Annotated in this window: 13 protein-coding genes; all 13 read left to right on the top strand. The window is 69.2% G+C overall.

Going from position 1 to position 17,103, the window contains the following annotated elements:
• The first annotated feature begins 82 nt into the window (after positions 1 to 82).
• A complete protein-coding gene (locus ACTIGJ_RS03350; RefSeq protein WP_439638864.1) occupies positions 83 to 442 on the top strand; it encodes an STAS domain-containing protein in 360 nt (119 codons plus the stop codon).
• Positions 439 to 804, top strand: a complete 366-nt coding sequence (locus ACTIGJ_RS03355) for a response regulator (RefSeq protein ID WP_439638865.1) — start codon at positions 439 to 441, stop codon at positions 802 to 804. The genes ACTIGJ_RS03350 and ACTIGJ_RS03355 overlap by 4 nt, the downstream gene beginning before the upstream one ends.
• A complete protein-coding gene (locus ACTIGJ_RS03360) occupies positions 801 to 2,108 on the top strand; it encodes a two-component system sensor histidine kinase NtrB (RefSeq protein WP_439638866.1) in 1,308 nt (435 codons plus the stop codon). The genes ACTIGJ_RS03355 and ACTIGJ_RS03360 overlap by 4 nt, the downstream gene beginning before the upstream one ends.
• Complete coding sequence (locus tag ACTIGJ_RS03365) at positions 2,105 to 3,295, top strand: HDOD domain-containing protein (RefSeq protein ID WP_439638867.1); 1,191 nt, start codon at positions 2,105 to 2,107, stop codon at positions 3,293 to 3,295. The genes ACTIGJ_RS03360 and ACTIGJ_RS03365 overlap by 4 nt, the downstream gene beginning before the upstream one ends.
• Positions 3,285 to 4,502: a response regulator gene (locus ACTIGJ_RS03370; protein WP_439638868.1), complete on the top strand. Its 1,218-nt coding sequence runs from the start codon at positions 3,285 to 3,287 to the stop codon at positions 4,500 to 4,502. The genes ACTIGJ_RS03365 and ACTIGJ_RS03370 overlap by 11 nt, the downstream gene beginning before the upstream one ends.
• Positions 4,499 to 5,707 (top strand): HDOD domain-containing protein, encoded by a 1,209-nt coding sequence (locus ACTIGJ_RS03375; RefSeq protein WP_439638869.1) that lies wholly within the window; start codon positions 4,499 to 4,501, stop codon positions 5,705 to 5,707. The genes ACTIGJ_RS03370 and ACTIGJ_RS03375 overlap by 4 nt, the downstream gene beginning before the upstream one ends.
• Positions 5,708 to 5,917: 210 nt before the next feature.
• A complete protein-coding gene (locus tag ACTIGJ_RS03380) occupies positions 5,918 to 7,963 on the top strand; it encodes a chemotaxis protein CheA (RefSeq protein WP_439638870.1) in 2,046 nt (681 codons plus the stop codon).
• 189 nt (positions 7,964 to 8,152) lie between these two features.
• Positions 8,153 to 10,507: a methyl-accepting chemotaxis protein gene (locus tag ACTIGJ_RS03385; protein ID WP_439638871.1), complete on the top strand. Its 2,355-nt coding sequence runs from the start codon at positions 8,153 to 8,155 to the stop codon at positions 10,505 to 10,507.
• Positions 10,507 to 11,283: a transporter gene (locus ACTIGJ_RS03390; RefSeq protein ID WP_439638872.1), complete on the top strand. Its 777-nt coding sequence runs from the start codon at positions 10,507 to 10,509 to the stop codon at positions 11,281 to 11,283. Before ACTIGJ_RS03385 ends, ACTIGJ_RS03390 begins: the two co-directional genes overlap by 1 nt.
• Positions 11,284 to 11,315: 32 nt before the next feature.
• Positions 11,316 to 13,670, top strand: coding sequence for a methyl-accepting chemotaxis protein (locus tag ACTIGJ_RS03395; protein ID WP_439638873.1), 2,355 nt, complete (start codon positions 11,316 to 11,318; stop codon positions 13,668 to 13,670).
• Positions 13,671 to 13,697: 27 nt separating this feature from the next.
• Positions 13,698 to 14,216 carry a chemotaxis protein CheW gene (locus ACTIGJ_RS03400; protein WP_439638874.1) on the top strand — a complete coding sequence of 173 codons (519 nt, stop codon included), beginning with the start codon at positions 13,698 to 13,700 and terminating at the stop codon, positions 14,214 to 14,216.
• Between the two features lie 223 nt (positions 14,217 to 14,439).
• Positions 14,440 to 14,955: a chemotaxis protein CheW gene (locus tag ACTIGJ_RS03405; RefSeq protein ID WP_439638875.1), complete on the top strand. Its 516-nt coding sequence runs from the start codon at positions 14,440 to 14,442 to the stop codon at positions 14,953 to 14,955.
• Positions 14,956 to 15,126: 171 nt separating this feature from the next.
• Positions 15,127 to 17,004, top strand: a complete 1,878-nt coding sequence (locus ACTIGJ_RS03410) for a methyl-accepting chemotaxis protein (RefSeq protein WP_439638928.1) — start codon at positions 15,127 to 15,129, stop codon at positions 17,002 to 17,004.
• Positions 17,005 to 17,103: the final 99 nt, after the last annotated feature.

Here is a 17,103-nt window from a genome sequence, read left to right on the forward strand (position 1 = left end):
TCCGCCAGCCGCGCCGGGAACAGGACTTGAAGGCGAGGCTGCAACGTCCGCTTCCATCCGCGCCGTCCCAAGGCCCCATCCGATGAACGATCCCGCTACCGATTCCAGCCCCGCACCGGCAGCCGCGCGGCCCGCCCGGCGCAGCCGCCGCAAGGCCGCCGCCCCGGCACCGCTGCTGCTGCCGGCCGATGTCGGCATCGAGGAAACCGGCCATCTGCGCGCGCTGCTGGCCGCGCGGCTGGACGATGCCGACCTGATGCTCGACGGCAGCCAGGTGCAGCGCGTGCATACCAGCGCGCTGCAGCTGCTGCTGATGTTCTGCCGCGACCGTGCCGCCGCCGGGCTCCGCACCGGCTGGCACGCCCCTTCCGCCACCCTGCTCGGCGCGGCGCGCCTGCTGGGTCTTGTCCCCTCCCTTGAACTCGCCCGGGAACTGTCATGAGCCACCGTGTCCTTGCTGTTGATGATTCCGCCTCGATGCGCCAGATGGTCGCCTTCACGCTGAAGTCCGCCGGCTTCGATGTCGCCGAGGCGGAAGACGGCGCGGTGGCGCTGCAGCTGGCGCAGAAGGAGAAATTCAAGCTGGTGCTGGCCGACGTCAACATGCCGAACATGGACGGCCTGACCCTGGTCAAGAACCTGCGCACGATGTCGGACTACAAGTTCACGCCGCTGCTGATGCTGACCACCGAGTCGACGCCGGAGAAGAAGGCCGAAGGCAAGGCGGCCGGCGCCACCGGCTGGCTGGTCAAGCCGTTCAATCCGGAGCAGCTGATCGCCACCATCCAGCGCGTGCTGGGGTGAACGTGGGCGCGGCGGCGGTCGCGGTCGGCGCCGGCTCGGCCGAGGCGCGGATCGCTGCGCTCGAGCAGCAGGTGCGCGAGCGCGACGCCGAGCTGCTGATGAACCAGCAGCAGATGAGCGCCGTCTATGGCTACCTGCTGGGCCTCTATGAAGTGATTCCCGGCGCGCTGCTGACCCTGTCGCCGCGTGGCGAGATCACCCGCACCAACCGCGAGTTCCACAGCCTGCTCGGCATCCGCGCCGGCAGCAGCATCCATCGTTCGCTGGCGCGCTTCTGGCCGACCGCGCCGGCGTTCATCGAACGCTGCCTGGCCGCCCGCGATGCGCTGCACCGGGCCGAGGACCGCTGGCAGAGCCGCGACGGCGCCAGCATCCCGGTGCTGCTGTCGGCGTCCTGCCAGCGCGACGAGGCCGGCGAGCCGCTGGCGATCCTGGTGGTGGCGATCGACCTGCGCGAACAGCGCAAGCTGGAAATGGAACTGCGCCAGGCGCAGAAGCTGGAATCGCTCGGCCAGCTGGCCGCCGGCATCGCCCACGAGATCAATACGCCGCTGCAGTTCGTCGGCGACAACCTGCATTTCATCCACGAATCCTTCGACGCACTCGGCAAGGTGGTCGACGCCGGTCGCGCGTTGCGCGACGGGCAGCTTGCGGCCGAGCGCTTCGACGCGGCGCTGGCCGACGCCGATGTCGACTACCTGCGCCAGCGGGTGCCGCGCGCCATCGGCCGCTCGATCGAAGGCGTGCACCGGGTCGCGGCGATCGTCGATGCGATGAAGCGCTTCTCGCACCCGCGCAGCGAGCTGGCCGAGGTGGACATCAACGCAAGCCTCGCCGACGCGCTGACCGTGGCCCACAACCAGTACAAGTACGTTGCCGACGTGGTCACCGACTACGGCGAGCTTCCCCGGGTGATCGCCCACGGCGGCGATCTGAACCAGGTGTTCCTGAACCTGCTGGTCAACGCCGCGCACGCCATCGAGGCGCGCGGCGACGGCCAGCGCGGCACCATCACCGTGCGTACTGCCGCTGTGGACGGTCAGGTGCAGATCGATATCGGCGACACCGGCACCGGCATTCCGGAGGCGATCCGCCAGCGCGTGTTCGATCCGTTCTTCACCACCAAGGCGGTCGGCAAGGGCACCGGCCAGGGGCTGGCGATTGCCCGCAGCGTGATCGTCGAACGCCACCACGGCGGTCTCGATTTCACGACCGAAGTCGGTACCGGCACCACCTTCACGATCCGCCTGCCGGTCGCCGGGCCGGGCGAACCGGGCGCAGCGACCGAGGCCGGCGCGCCATGATCAACGTGCTGTTCGTCGACGACGAGGCCGATGTCCTCGAAGGGCTGGAGAACCGCCTGCGGCCGTGGCGCAGCGAATGGCACCTGATGTTCGCCGGCAGCGGCGACGAAGCGCTGGCCGCGATGCGCCAGCGCCATGTCGACGTGGTGGTCAGCGACATGCGGATGCCCGGCATGGACGGCGCAAGCCTGCTGCGCGCGGTGCGCGAGCGGCAGCCGGAGACGGTGCGCATCATCCTGTCCGGCCAGGCCGACCGCGAAGGCGTGATGCGCTCGTTGCCGGTCGCCCACCAGTTCCTGTCCAAGCCCTGCGATGCGCGCCGGCTGCACGCCATCATCAGCCGCTGCCGGCTGCTGCAGGACGAACTGTTCTCCGACGCGGTCAAGCAGGCGATCGCCTCGGTCTCGACCCTGCCGGCGCTGCCGCGCCTGTACTGGGAGCTGGCCGAGGAGCTGGACCGGCCGGCCGCCACGCTGAAGCGCGTCGCCGCGATCATCGAGCAGGACGTGGCGATGACTGCGCGGCTGCTGCAGGTGGTCAATTCGGCGTTCTTCGCGTTCGCGCGGCCGATCTGCTCGGTGCGCGATGCGGTGACGCTGCTCGGCCTGGAGCCGGTGCGGGCGCTGGTGCTGACCAGCGAGCTGTTCCGCGGCATGGCGCCGCTGTGCCTCAGCGGCGGCCTTGATCTGGAACGGCTGCACGGCCACGCGCTGCGGGTGGCGACCATCGCCGAAACCTTGCCCGAAGATCCGCAGACGCGAACCATCGCGATGGCCGCCGGCATGCTGCACGACATCGGCCTGATGGTGCTGAGCCTGCCGCCGCAGCGCCCGGATGTCGCCGCGCCGCCGCCGCTGCCGCTGCACTGCGCCGAGCAGCAGCCGGTGTTCGGAACCAGTCATGCGTTGGTTGGCGGGCACCTGCTGGCGCTTTGGGGGCTGCCGCAGCCGCTGGTCGAAGCGGTGGCCTTCCACCATCGGCCGAGCCTGCTCGACGACCTGCACCTGTCGGCGGCCGGCGCCGTCCACATCGCCGACTGGCTGGCGCACGAACTGGCCGGCAGCCATGCCGGGCAGGGCGGCGACGAGGCCCTGGACAGCGCCTATCTGAGCCGTATCGACCGCCTGCACTGCCTGCCGCAGTGGCTGGAACGCCATCGCGGCAGCGGAGACGGCCATGCCCGATGACGGCGCGCGGCTGCGCGTGCTGCTGGTCGACGACGAGCCGGCGGTGCTGGAAGGGCTGGAACTGCAGCTCGGCCGCCGCTACGAGGTGCACGGCACCACCCAGCCGACACAGGCGCTGAAGATGATCGACACGATGGCGCCGTTCGCCATCGTGCTGTCCGACATGCGCATGCCGGGGATGGATGGCGCGGCGCTGCTGCGCGAGATCCGCAACCGCCAGCCGCACGGCGTGCGCATGCTGCTCAGCGGCCACGCCGATGTCGGCTCGGCGATCGCGGCGGTCAATGACGGCGGCGTGTTCCGCTTCCTGACCAAGCCCTGTCCGCCGGCGCAGCTGCTTGCCGCGTTCGATGCCGCCGCCCAGCACTACCGGGTGCAGGCGGCAGAGCGGGCGCTGCTGGAGCAGACGCTGCGCGGCGCGATCAAGGCGCTGGCCGAGGTGCTGGCGGTGGTCGATCCGGCCGGCCACGGCCAGGCGCTGCGCGTGCAGCAGCTGAGTCTGGAGCTGGCCAAGGAACTGGCCTTCGCGCCCGGCTGGTCGCTGGAAGTGGCGGCGCTGCTGTCGTCGATCGGCAGGGTCAGCCTGCCGGCCGAAGTGCTGCAGCGCCTGCACGCCGGCGAGATTCCGCTGCCCGACGAGGCGGCGATGCTGGCCCGGCTGCCGAAGCTCACCGACCGCCTGCTGGCGGCGATCCCGCGGCTGGAGCCGGCCCGGGCAATCCTGCTGCTGAGCCATGAACAGCCGCTGCCGGAAGGCTGGGCCACCGATTTCGGCAGCGGCACGCTGGCCACGCTCGGCCGCTGCGCCGCGATCCTGCGGGTGGCCGAAGGCTTCGACACCCTGCTGACGCACGGCTACGGCAGCGCCGAGGCGCTGGGCGTGCTGCGCGCCCGCAAGGTGGCCGGCGACGCCGCCGTGATCGACGCGCTGGAAAGCCTGCGTGCCCGCGACCAGGGTCGGGTGTCGGTGCGCCAGCTGCCGATCGCCATGCTGCAGCCGGGCATGGTGATCGCCGGTGACCTGTGCACCACCGCCGGCCAGCTGCTGGTGACGCGCGGCTTCGTGATCAGCGAAAGCTTTCTGGCGCGGCTGACCAACTTTTCGCGCGGCCGGGTCCGTGAACCGGTGCTGGTGATGGTGCCGGACGGCCAGACCACCCCGGCCGAGACCCGTTCCGACAGTCTGCAAACCGCCGAATCCCCATGATCCAGGTCCTGCTGGTCGAAGTGTCCGCCGCTGCCGGCGAGCAGCTGCTCAAGCGGCTGTCGGTGCTCGCCGATGAATGGTCGATGCGATGTGTGGTCGGCGAGGCCGCCGCGCTGGCGGCACTCGACCGGACGCCGGCCGACGTGGTGATCACCGAGCTGACCGGCCCCGGCTTCGATGGTGTTGCGCTGCTGCGCCAGGTGCGCGAGCGCTGGCCGACCACGGCGCGCTTCGTGCTGTCGGCCAATACCAGCACCCAGCTGCTGATGAAGGCGCTGCCGGCGGCGCACCAGATCCTCTGCCGGCCGTTCGATCCGGCGCAGCTGCAGCGCATCGTGTTCCGTACCTGCGCGCTCAGCGCACGGCTCTACAGCAATGGCGTGCGGGCCTCGCTCGGCGGGCTGCGCAGCCTGCCGGCGGTGCCGCGCCTGTACCAGCTGCTGAGTCAGGAACTCGACAGCGGCCGGGCCACACCGAAATCGGTGGCGACCATCATCGAGCAGGACATGTCGATGACCGCCCGCCTGCTGCAGCTGGTCAATTCGGCGTTCTTCGGCCTGTCGCGGCGCATCACCCACATTCGCGAGGCGGTCACCTATCTCGGCTTCGAGCCGATCCGCAACCTGGTGGTGTCCAGCGAGATGTTCCGGGCCATGTCGCGGCTGGCGGCGCCGGCCGGCTTTTCGCTGGACGCCGTGCAACAGCATTCGCAGCGGGTCGGCAGCATCGCCGCCGGCCTGCTGAGCGACCGCGAGCTGAGCCGTACCGCGTACTGCGCCGGCATGCTGCACGACATCGGCCGGGTGGTGCTGGCGGTGTCGATGCCGGAAGCGTTCTCGCGCGCCAGCGAACTGGCGCGCATCCGCGAACTGCCGCTGCACGTCGCCGAGCAGCAGGTGTTTGCCTGCACCCATGCCGAGATCGGCGCGCACCTGCTGGTGCTCTGGGGGCTGCCGCAAGCGCTGGTCGAAGCAGTGGCCTTCCACCATTCGCCGGCCGCGCTCGGCGAGCCGCAGTTCGGCATTGCCGGCGCCATCCATGTCGCCGATGCCATCGAGCACGCGCGCCTGGCGAGCCCCGGCGGCCTGCGGCCGGAAGCGGTGCTGGCGCGGATCGATACCGACTGGTTCGCCCGCTGCGGCGAAGCCGATGCGCTGCCGCGCTGGCTGGCCGGCCTCGACCACCCGGACGCGGCTGCCGCCTGAGCGCGCACGCCGGCCGCAACGGCCGGAGCGGATGTCAATTCCCCGTCATCGGCGCGCTGGAATGCGGCTTGCCTCGGGGCCTGCATCAGGCTGGCGCCGACCGTTTCATGGCGCTGGCCGGCCCTGACGCCCTCGCGCGTCGCCGCAACCGAGACCTGACATGAAGCCGAGCCGTCCGCCCCATGCCCGTCGCGCGCCGCAGGTGCGCCCGTGAGCATCGACCTGGAGCGATTCCACAAGAGCTTCTTCGAAGAAAGCTTCGAAGGGCTGGATTCGATGGAAACCGCGCTGCTGGCGCTGGACGTCGCGGCGGTCGATTCGGAAACCATCAACACCATTTTCCGAGCGGCGCACTCGATCAAGGGCGGCGCCGCCACCTTCGGCTTTGCCGGCGTCGCCGACTACACGCACGGCGTCGAGACGCTGCTGGACCAGATGCGCGCCGGCAAGCGGGTGATCACCCAGGGCGATGTCGATCTGCTGCTGCGCGTCGTCGACGTGCTGCGCGGCCTGCTGGGCGCGGCCCGCGACGGCACGCCGTTCGATGCCGCAGCGGTGGCCGCCACGCAGGCGGAAATCCATCGCGCGCTGCACGGCGAGCCGGCAGTCGCCGGGGTCGCCGCCGCTGCGGAAGCTGCAGTCGCGGTACCGGCGGCGGGCTGGAAGATCCGCTTCGCACCCCGGCCGGACCTGTTCCGCAGCGGCAATGATCCGCTGCGCATCATTCGCGGCCTGGAACTGCTGGGCCGGCTGGAGGTCGAGGCCGACACTGCGCAGCTGCCGTCGTTTGCCGACGCCGATGCCGAATCCTGTCATCTGGCCTGGAACCTGTGCCTGCATGGCGACGTGTCGCGCGCCGAGGTCGAGGAGCAGTTCTCCTGGGTGGAGGACGAGGCGCTGATCGAGATCAGCGCGCTGCCGGCCACCGTGGCCGCTGCTGCGCCCGAGGCTGCGCCTGCCGCGCGTCCGGCGCTGGCGCTGGTGCGCAGCAATCCGCCGGAGGCGCTGGCCGTCGCCGCGTCGGCGCCAGCCGCCGCGCCGGCCCCGGCCGCAACGACGCGCGCCAGCGGCGAGGGCAGCTCGATCCGCGTCGGCACCGAAAAGATCGACGCGCTGATCAACCTGGTCGGCGAGCTGGTGATCACCCAGGCCATGCTGACCCAGCAGGCCTCGACGCTCGACCCGGTGCAGTTCGAAAAGCTGCTCAACGGCCTGTCGCAGCTCGACCGCAACACCCGGATGCTGCAGGAAGCGGTGATGGCCACCCGCATGCTGCCGATGGAAGCGGTGTTCAGCCGCTTCCCGCGCGTGGTCCGCGACCTGGCCGCCAAGCTCAACAAGCAGGTGCGGCTGGTCACCGTCGGCGAGCAGACCGAGCTGGACAAATCCGTGATCGAGAAGATCACCGATCCGCTCAACCATCTGGTCCGCAACTCGCTCGACCACGGTCTGGAACTGCCGGAGGCGCGCGTTGCCGCCGGCAAGGACGCGACCGGCACCATCCGGCTGTCGGCCTCCCATGCCGGCGGCCACATCGTCATCGAAGTAGCCGACGACGGTCGCGGCCTCGATCGCGCCCGCATTCTCGCCAAGGCACAGGCCAATGGCCTGATCACGGCCGCGCAGGCGGAAACCATGCCCGATGCCGAGGTCTGGCAGCTGATCTTCTCGCCGGGCTTCTCCACCGCCGAGAAGGTCACCGATGTCTCCGGCCGCGGGGTCGGCATGGACGTGGTGAAGAAGAACATCCAGGCGCTCGGCGGCCAGGTCGAACTGTTCTCCGAGGCCGGGCGCGGCTCGCGCACCTTGATCCGCCTGCCGCTGACCCTGGCGATCCTCGATGGGATGACCGTCGCCGTGGCCGGCGAAACCTTCGTGCTGCCACTGAATGCGGTGGTCGAATCGCTGCAGCCGGCGCCGGAGCAGGTCAAGACCGTGGCCGGCGACGGGCAGGTGGTGCGAGTGCGCAACGAGTACCTGCCGATGGTCGCGCTGTGGCGGCTGTTCGGGCTGAACTCGGAGGTGCGCGAAGCCCACAAGGGCATCCTGGTGCTGCTCGAATCCGAAGGCCGCAAGGTCGCCCTGCTGGTCGACGAACTGGTTGGCCAGCAGCAGGTGGTGATCAAGAACCTGGAAGCCAACTACCGGCGGGTGCCGTGCATTTCCGGCGCCACGATCATGGGCGACGGCCATGTCGCGCTGATCTTGGATGTCGGCGAACTGGTGCGCAGCACCAGCCAGGCCGCAGCGGCCTGATCGCGATGCGCGCACCAGCCCATCGCCTGCTGCCCCGGCGTCTTCGCCTCTTCTTTGCTGATCGCAGCGCCATCACGGACGGCCGCGGCGCGCGTGCAGCGCGGCGTCTCCACATTGCAGCCCGGAATCCCGGCCTGCCTGAACCTTTTTGCATCAAGGAGCATTCCGATGTCTGAGTTCCTGAAATCCATGCGTCTGACCAGCAAGCTGGTCGTGATGATTTCCCTGGCAACCGTGCTGATCGGCCTCGCCACCGCGCAGTACGTTGGCCAGGTCAATCTGGCGCTGGAGGCCGTGACCGCCGAGCAGGCCGGCATCGCGCCGGTGCTGGCCGCGCTCGATGCCGGCGGCACGCAGGGCACGGCGGCCGCGCGCATCGAATGGCGCGATTCGCTGACCCGCATCGCCGACGAGTCGACGCTGTCGCTCGATCCGGAAGCCGGCACCTACCACCTGATGTCGGCCTCGATGCTCGAAGCGCCAGCGCTCATCGCGGTGCTTGGCGACGCTCGCCAGGGTGCCGCCAGCGGTGTCGCGCCGGCGGTGCTGGCCGACCGCCTCGCCACGACCACGCGCGGCTTCGATGAATCGCTGCGCAAGGCGATGGCCGCCGAGCCGGGCTTCCGCGACACGCTGGGCGAAACCCTGAAGACGGCCGATACCGCGACCCATGCGGCGCTGGCTGAACTGGCGCTGCCGGCCGCCAGTGCCGGCCGCGAGCAGATCCTGCTGCAGGCCGAGCGGGCGCAGCTCGAGTTGGCCAAGGCCTCGGTGGCGCTGATCGGCCATGCGCTGGATGCGCGCGGCAGTGCGCTGGCGGCCAGCCGCCTGCAGATGCTGCTGCTGGTCGGCATCGGGCTGGTTGGCTTCGCCGCCATCGCGCTGTGGATCATCCGCGGCGTCAATGCCGAACACGCCGCCGAGCGCGAACGCGCCAACCGTGAAGCCGAGCGCGCCGAAGCGATGAAGCACGAGGCCGACGTCAACCGCCGCATCCTGAATGCCCTCGACAACGTCACCACCAATGTGATGATCGCCGACGCCGACCGCACCATCGTCTACGTCAACCGCTCGGTGCAGGAGATGCTGTTGGCAGCCGAGTCCGACATCCGCCGCGACCTGCCGAACTTCGATGCCCGCAAGCTGATCGGCACCTCGATCGATTCGCTGCACAAGAACCCGGCGCACCAGACCCAGATGCTGGAGCGCATGCGCTCGACGATGCGTGCCTCGATCAAGGTCGGTGGTCGCAGCTTCGCGCTGACCGTCAACCCGATCGTCGGCGAAGACGGCACCCGCCTCGGCGCCGTCGTCGAATGGCTGGATCGGACGGTCGAGGTCGCCACCGAGCAAGAGGTGTCGCGGATCGTCGAGGCGGCCGGCCATGGCGATTTCACGCAGCGCATTTCGCTGGAAGGCAAGGCAGGCTACTTCGGCACGCTGGCCAAGGGCCTCAACCAGCTGCTGGAAACCAGCTCGGCGGGCTTGGGTGAAGTGGCGCGGGTGCTGGGCGCGCTGGCCAAGGGCGACCTGACCGAAACCATCAGCAACGACTACCAGGGCACCTTCGGCCAGCTGAAGACCGATTCCAACGCCAGCGTGCAGCAGCTGGCCAGCATCGTGTCGTCGATCAAGTCGGCGACCGACACCATCAATGTCGCGGCCAGCGAGATCGCCAGCGGCAACAGCGATCTTTCGGCGCGCACCGAACAGCAGGCGGCATCGCTGGAAGAAACCGCCAGCTCGATGGAAGAGCTGACCTCCACCGTCAAGCAGAACGCCGAGAACGCCCGCCAGGCCAACCAGCTGGCGATCGGCGCCTCGGAAGTGGCGGTCAAGGGCGGTACGGTGGTGTCCGACGTGGTCAGCATGATGGACGCGATCAACGATTCGTCGAAGAAGATCGTCGACATCATCAGCGTCATCGATGGCATTGCCTTCCAGACCAACATCCTGGCGCTCAATGCGGCGGTGGAAGCCGCGCGCGCCGGCGAGCAGGGCCGGGGCTTCGCGGTGGTGGCGGCGGAAGTGCGCAGCCTCGCGCAGCGTTCGGCGACGGCGGCCAAGGAGATCAAGGTGCTGATCGGCGATTCGGTCGAAAAGGTCGGCGCCGGCACCAAGCTGGTCGAACAGGCCGGCCGGACGATGAACGAGATCGTCACCAGCGTGAAGCGGGTCACCGACATCATGTCGGAGATCACGGCGGCGTCCGAGGAACAGAGCTCGGGTATCGAGCAGATCAATCAGGCCATCACCCAGATGGACGAGATGACGCAGCAGAACGCCGCGCTGGTCGAACAGGCGTCGGCAGCCGCCCGCTCGATGGAGCAGCAGGCCAGTGGTCTGGCCGGCACGGTGGCGTTCTTCGTGCTGTCGGCGGCGCAGCGCAGCCAGGGTGAAGCCGAAGGCGCAGCGGCAGGCGGCCGGGTGCTGCCGATGCCGGTGCGTGCCGCAGCACCTCGCGGCGGCCGCACGGTTGCAGCGCCGCGTCGTGCCAGCGCTGAAGCGCCCGCCAAGGCTGCTGATCAGTGGACGGAATTCTGATGAACGCGCCCTTGACCGCCATCATCGCGCTGGCTGTCGCCAGCCTTGGCGGCCCGGCGCTGGCCGAGCCGCTGAGCACGGATCGCCCCGACTTCGTGGAATCCAGCCTGACCGTCGGCGCCGGCACCTTCCAGATCGAGACCAGTGTCGCCATGGAGCGGCGCGACGGCTTCGGCCATCGCCCGCAGCAGATCGCCACGCCGACCCTGCTGCGCCTCGGCTTTGCCGAGAACTGGGAAGCGCGGCTGGAAACCGATGGCTCGCTGCACGAGCGCGCGGATGGCCAGTCGCCGCATGTCGACGGCATGGGCGACCTGTCGCTGGGCCTGAAGTACCACCTGCCGGCACCCGGTCCGGCCGATGCCTCGATGGCGCTGCTGTTCCATGTCGACATTCCGACCGGCAGCCAGGCCTTTCGCGGCCATGGCGACCGGCCGTCGCTGCGCGGCGTCGCCGAATGGGAGCTGCCGTACGAGTGCTCGCTGGGGGTGATGCCGGGCATCGCGCTGAACGAGGACGACGCCGGTAATGACTACGTCAGCGGCATCGCCGGTGTGACCTTCGCCCATGCCTGGACGCCGAACTGGCGCAGCTTCGTAGAACTGGCCAGCGAGGAACTCGGTTCCGCCGGCCACGGCAACACGCAATTTTCCTTCGATACCGGCCTGGTCTGGCTGGTGACCGACAACCTGCAGCTCGACACCGCCGCCTATGCCGGCCTGAACCACAGCACGCCGGACATCACTGTCGCCATCGGCCTGTCGGCGCGCTGGTAAGCGCGCCCGTCACTTTCACAGGACTCCCCAAGATGAAACTCAAGCAACGTCTGTTGATGCTCGGCGCAGCCGGCCTGGTGGCGGCCTGCACGATCGGCCTGGTCGGCTGGTTCGGCCAGAAGCTGCTGCTGGAAAGCACGGCGCGGCAATCGCTGGCGGCCAAGGCGGTGCGCGCGCAGATGCAGGTCGACATGATGCATGACGCCGTCAATTCGGACGTGCTGGCCGCGATGCTGGCCGCCGATGGCAAGGCCGATGCCGCACGCTTCGCCGAGATCCGCAAGGGCCTCGACGAGCACATCGCCAACATCAACGAGGCCCTGGCCTCGCTGCGCGCCGCGACCCTGGATGCCGGCGTGCATCAGCAGCTGGAGGCCGCCGACCCGCAGATCGAAGCCTATGCCGGAGCGGCCACCACGATCGTCGATCTGGCCGCCCACGATATCCGGGCGGCGCAGGCGCGGATGCCGGAGTTCCATGCCGCGTTCAGCACGCTGGAAGGCACGCTGTCCGGTGTCGGCGATGGCATCGAGGCGCTGATCGGGCGGCAGGGCGCGCAGGGCGAGGCGGTCGGCCGCGAGGTGACCTTGACCCAGTTCGGCAGCCTGGCCGTGCTGGCCGGCCTGCTGGCCTGGCTGAGCCTGGCGACGACGCGCCGCATCATGGCCCAGCTCGGCGCCGATCCCAGCGATGCCGGGGCGGTGGCCGAACGCATTGCCGGCGGCATGCTCGACCGCGAGGTCGAAGGTGCAACCGACCACCCGGGCAGCGTCATGGCTGCGCTCGACCGCATGCAGGCCGAGCTGCGCCGCCGCGCCGCGGTGGCAGCGGAGAACAGCGGCCAGCTGGCGGCGATCAATCGCGCGCAGGCGGTCATCGAATTCGGCCTGGACGGCAGCATCCTGCAGGCCAACGAGATCTTCCAGAAGACGTTCGGTTACGCGCTGGCCGACCTCGTCGGCAAGCCGCACAGCATGCTCTGCGATCCGGTCGAGGTCGCCCATCCGGACTACGCCGCGCACTGGAACCGCCTGCGGCGCGGCGAGTTCATCGCCGGCCGCTTCCGGCGCATCGCCCGCGACGGCCACGAGGTCTGGCTGGAAGCGTCGTACAACGCGCTGATGGACGCCGCCGGCAAGCCGGTGAAGGTCATCAATTACGCCCGCGACATCAGCCACGAAGTGGCCACCGAAGCCGAGGTGGCGCGCATCGTCATCGCCGCCGCTCATGGCGACTTCACGCAGCGCATCGCCATCGAAGGCAAGAGCGGCTTCTTCCTGGCGCTGGCGCAGGGCATCAACCAGCTGATGGACACCAGCTCGGTGGGCCTCGGCGAAGTGGTGCGGGTGCTGAGTGCGCTGGCCAAGGGCGATCTGACCGAAACCATCAGCGCCGACTACCAGGGCACCTTCGGCCAGGTGAAGCTGGACTCCAACCAGACCGTCGAGCAGCTGTCGCGGATCATCGCCACGATCAAGCAGGCCACCGAAACCATCCACACGGCATCGCGCGAGATCGCGGCCGGCAACCAGGATTTGTCGGCGCGCACCGAACAGCAGGCGGCCTCGCTGGAGGAAACCGCCAGCTCGATGGAAGAGCTGACCTCCACCGTCAAGCAGAATGCCGAAAGCGCGCGGCAGGCCAACCAGCTGGCGCGCGGCGCTTCGCAGATCGCGGTGAAGGGCGGCGAAGTGGTGTCCGATGTGGTGACCACGATGAGCGCGATCAACGATTCGTCGAAGAAGATCGTCGACATCATCAGCGTCATCGACGGCATTGCCTTCCAGACCAACATCCTGGCGCTCAACGCGGCGGTGGAAGCCGCCCGCGCCGGTGAGCAGGGGCGCGGCTTCGCGGTGGTGGCGTCGGAGGTGCGCAGCCTTGCGCAGCGTTCGGCGACCGCCGCCAAGGAGATCAAGGTGCTGATCGGCGATTCGGTCGAGAAGGTCGGCAACGGCACCAAGCTGGTCGAGCAGGCCGGCCGGACGATGGAGGAAGTGGTCGGCAGCGTGAAGCGGGTGACCGAGATCATCTCGGCGATCTCGGCAGCCTCGGAAGAACAGAGTTCGGGCATCGAGCAGGTCAATCAGGCGATCACCCAGATGGACGAGGTGACCCAGCAGAACGCGGCGCTGGTCGAACAGGCCTCGGCCTCCGCCCACGCGCTGGAGCAGCAGGCCGAAGCGCTGGCGCACACGGTGTCGGTGTTCGTGCTCGACGGCAGTCGCGCCGCCACGGTGGCCGATGCGGCCGTCGTGCAGGCCGCTGCCGCGCCTGCCAGGGCCGTGCCGGCCCGCACCCGTCCGGCCGCCCGGCGCAGCCCCGCCGCCAGTGCCGCGCCGGCGCTGCGCAAGGCCGTCGGCAGCGATGCCTGGACCGAATTCTGATGCCGCGCCCGAATCCCGAGACCCGCCATGAACACTGAAACGGCCGCCGCTGCGGCCCCGCACATCGCCGCCGCCCCGGTAGCCGGCTGCGAACTGCTGACCTTCTCGCTCGGTACCGAGTACTACGGGGTCGACATCCTGAAAGTGCAGGAGATCCGCGGCTACGATACCGTCTCCCGCATCCCGGATGCGCCGCTGTGGATCAAGGGCGTGATCAACCTGCGCGGCGCGATCGTTCCGGTGATCGACCTGCGCATCAAGTTCCGGCTCGATACCGTCGCCTACAACGAGTTCACGGTGATGATCATCCTGAACCTCGCCAGCCGGATCGTCGGCATCGTCGTCGACGGCGTCTCCGACGTGACCCGGCTGACGCCCGAGCAGGTCAAGCCGGCGCCAGAGTTCGGTACCGGCCTCGATACCCGCTACATCGCCGGCCTCGGCGCGCTGGACGACCGCATGCTTATCCTGGTCGACATCGAACGCCTGCTGCAGGCCGAGGATCTGGCCCGGCTGGCACCGGAGGCGGGCCGCGCGATGCACTGAGGCGGCGCGCACGGCTGTCGGAATTCCGGCGCTTGCGCCGGAGGCTCCGGTGGCCATTCCGGCTGCTGTCGTCATCAGGCCCCGCAAGGGGCCTTTTGCGTGGCGGCGACCGCCGGGCGGCTCTTGTCATTCCGACCGGCTGCGGCGGCTTGAAGGCCGGCCCGGACGGGCCCTGAACTTGCACCCGGTCTGGCCAAGCCCGCACGACAGGTTGCCTGCCGCCATGAACCCGACATCCGCTTCCCCGCTACCCGGCACCGATCCCGCGCATGCCGCGATCGGCCGCGAACTGCTGACCTTCACGCTTGGCAACGAGTACTACGGCGTCGACATCCTGAAAGTGCAGGAGATCCGCGGCTACGACACCGTGACCCGGATTCCCGGCGCGCCGGAGTTCATCAAGGGCGTGATCAACCTGCGCGGCGCCATCGTTCCGGTGATCGATCTGCGCATCAAGTTCAACCTCGACTCGGTGGTCTACAACGAGTTCACGGTGATGATCATCCTGAACATCGCGCGCCGGATCGTCGGCATCGTCGTCGACAGCGTCTCCGACGTGACCCAGCTGAGCCCCGAGCAGATCAAGCCGACGCCGGAATTCGGCAGCGCGCTCGATACCTCCTACATCACCGGATTGGGTGCGCTCGACGAGCGGATGCTGATCCTGGTCGACATCGAAAGCCTGATGTCGTCAACCGACATGGCCCTGGTCGATGTCCAGACCCAGGCCGTCCACTAGCCGCGCGCCTCGCCACGCGTCCCGAATTGCCATCACCCGCTGTCCGGAACTCCACGCCATGACTTCCCGATTCCTGCTGCTGCCGGCCGCCCGCTGCGGCGCGGCGCTGTCCCCACCTACTTCCGTCTTCCGCTGCGCCCTGCAGGTGTCGGCGTGAGCGCCGGCACGCTGTTGTCGAAGCTGTTCGGCGGCGCTGCCTCGGCGGAAGCCCGCGAGCTGAAGCTGGCCCGCGCCCAGCTGTACGCGATCGGCCGCCTGCGCGCCTATCTGGAGCTTGATGCGCGCGGCGTGATCGTCACCGCCAACGACAACTTCACCCAGCTGATCGGCCGGCCGCTGGACACGCTGCGCGGCCAGCCGCACCACGTGCTGATCGGCGCCGACGACCCGGCGTCCCGCGAGCTGCGCGACGGCTGGGACAAGCTGCTGCACGGCGAGCCGCTGGCCGGCCAGTTCCGCTTCCGCAACGGCAGCGGCGGCGAGCTGTGGCTGCAGGCCAACTACAACCCGGTGCTGGTCGACGGCCAGGTGGCCAAGGTCGCGATCTACGCCACCGACATCACCGCGCTGCGGCTGAAGACCGCCGACAGCGACGGCCAGCTGTCGGCGATCTCGAAATCGCAGGCGGTCATCGAGTTCAAGCTCGACGGCACCGTGCTGACCGCCAACGACAACTTCCTCAACACCCTCGGCTACACGCTGGACGAGGTGCGCGGCCGCCATCACTCGATGTTCGTCGAACCCGGCTATCGCGAATCGCCGGAGTACAAGGCGCTCTGGGAAAAGCTCGCGCGCGGCGAGTACGACATGCGCCAGTACAAGCGCATCGGCAAGGGCGGTCGCGAAATCTGGATTCAGGCCAGCTACAACCCGATCCTCGACATGAACGGCAAGCCGTTCAAGGTCGTCAAGTACGCCAGCGACATCACCGCCCAGGTGCTGACCCAGCAGGCGCTGGAGCGCGCCGTGGCGCAGACCCAGCAGGTGGTGGGAGCGGCCCGCGACGGCAACCTGATGCAGCGCATCACGCTTGATGGCATGAGCGGCGAGATCCGCGACCTGTGCAGCGGCGTCAACGTGCTGGTCGACACCATGGCCGCCGTGGTCGGCCAGATCCAGGCTTCGACCGAAACCATCAACACGGCGGCGCGCGAGATCGCCACCGGCAACAGCGATCTTTCGGCGCGCACCGAGCAGCAGGCGGCGTCGCTGGAAGAAACCGCCAGCTCGATGGAAGAGCTGACCTCTACCGTCAAGCAGAACGCCGAGAACGCCCGCCAGGCCAACCAGCTGGCGCTGGGCGCTTCGGACGTCGCCATCAAGGGCGGGCAGGTGGTCGGCCAGGTGGTGTCGACGATGTCGGCGATCAACGATTCCTCGCGCAAGATCGTCGACATCATCAGCGTCATCGATGGCATTGCCTTCCAGACCAACATCCTGGCGCTCAATGCGGCGGTGGAAGCCGCGCGCGCCGGCGAGCAGGGCCGAGGCTTCGCGGTGGTGGCGGCGGAAGTGCGCAGCCTGGCGCAGCGCAGCGCCTCGGCGGCCAAGGAGATCAAGACCCTGATCGGCGATTCGGTCGAGAAGGTCGATGTCGGCGCGCGGCTGGTCGAACAGGCCGGCAAGACCATGGACGAGGTGGTGACCAGCGTGAAGCGGGTCACCGACATCATGGCCGAGATCTCGGCGGCCTCGCAGGAGCAGTCGACCGGCATCGACCAGGTCAACCAGGCGATCACCCAGATGGATCAGGTCACCCAGCAGAACGCCGCGCTGGTCGAGGAAGCCTCGGCGGCGGCCCGTTCGATGGAAGACCAGGCGCGCAGCCTGGCGGCGGCGGTGTCCACGTTCACGGTGGCCGAGTCGGCATCCGGTGCCGGTGCCAGCGCCAGCAATGGCGCGGTGGCAGCCAGCCGCCGTGCGCCGGCCGTCGCCGCCAAGCCGGCCGTGGCACGCGGCCGCTCGGCACCGGCAGCGCCGCTGCGCCGGCCGGCGTCGGCGGCCGCTGGCCGCGCAGCCGCCGCGACCGACACCTGGACCGAGTTCTGATCCAACGTACCAGGGCCATCCGGGCCCCGCGATCCACGCCTTGCGGCGTCGGGTCGCGGGGCCTCTTTCTTTGCGCGAGGCAAAGACCGGCGGACGGCG

Origin of the sequence: Nevskia sp., from assembly GCF_051860985.1 — a bacterium.
Classification (GTDB): domain Bacteria; phylum Pseudomonadota; class Gammaproteobacteria; order Nevskiales; family Nevskiaceae; genus Nevskia.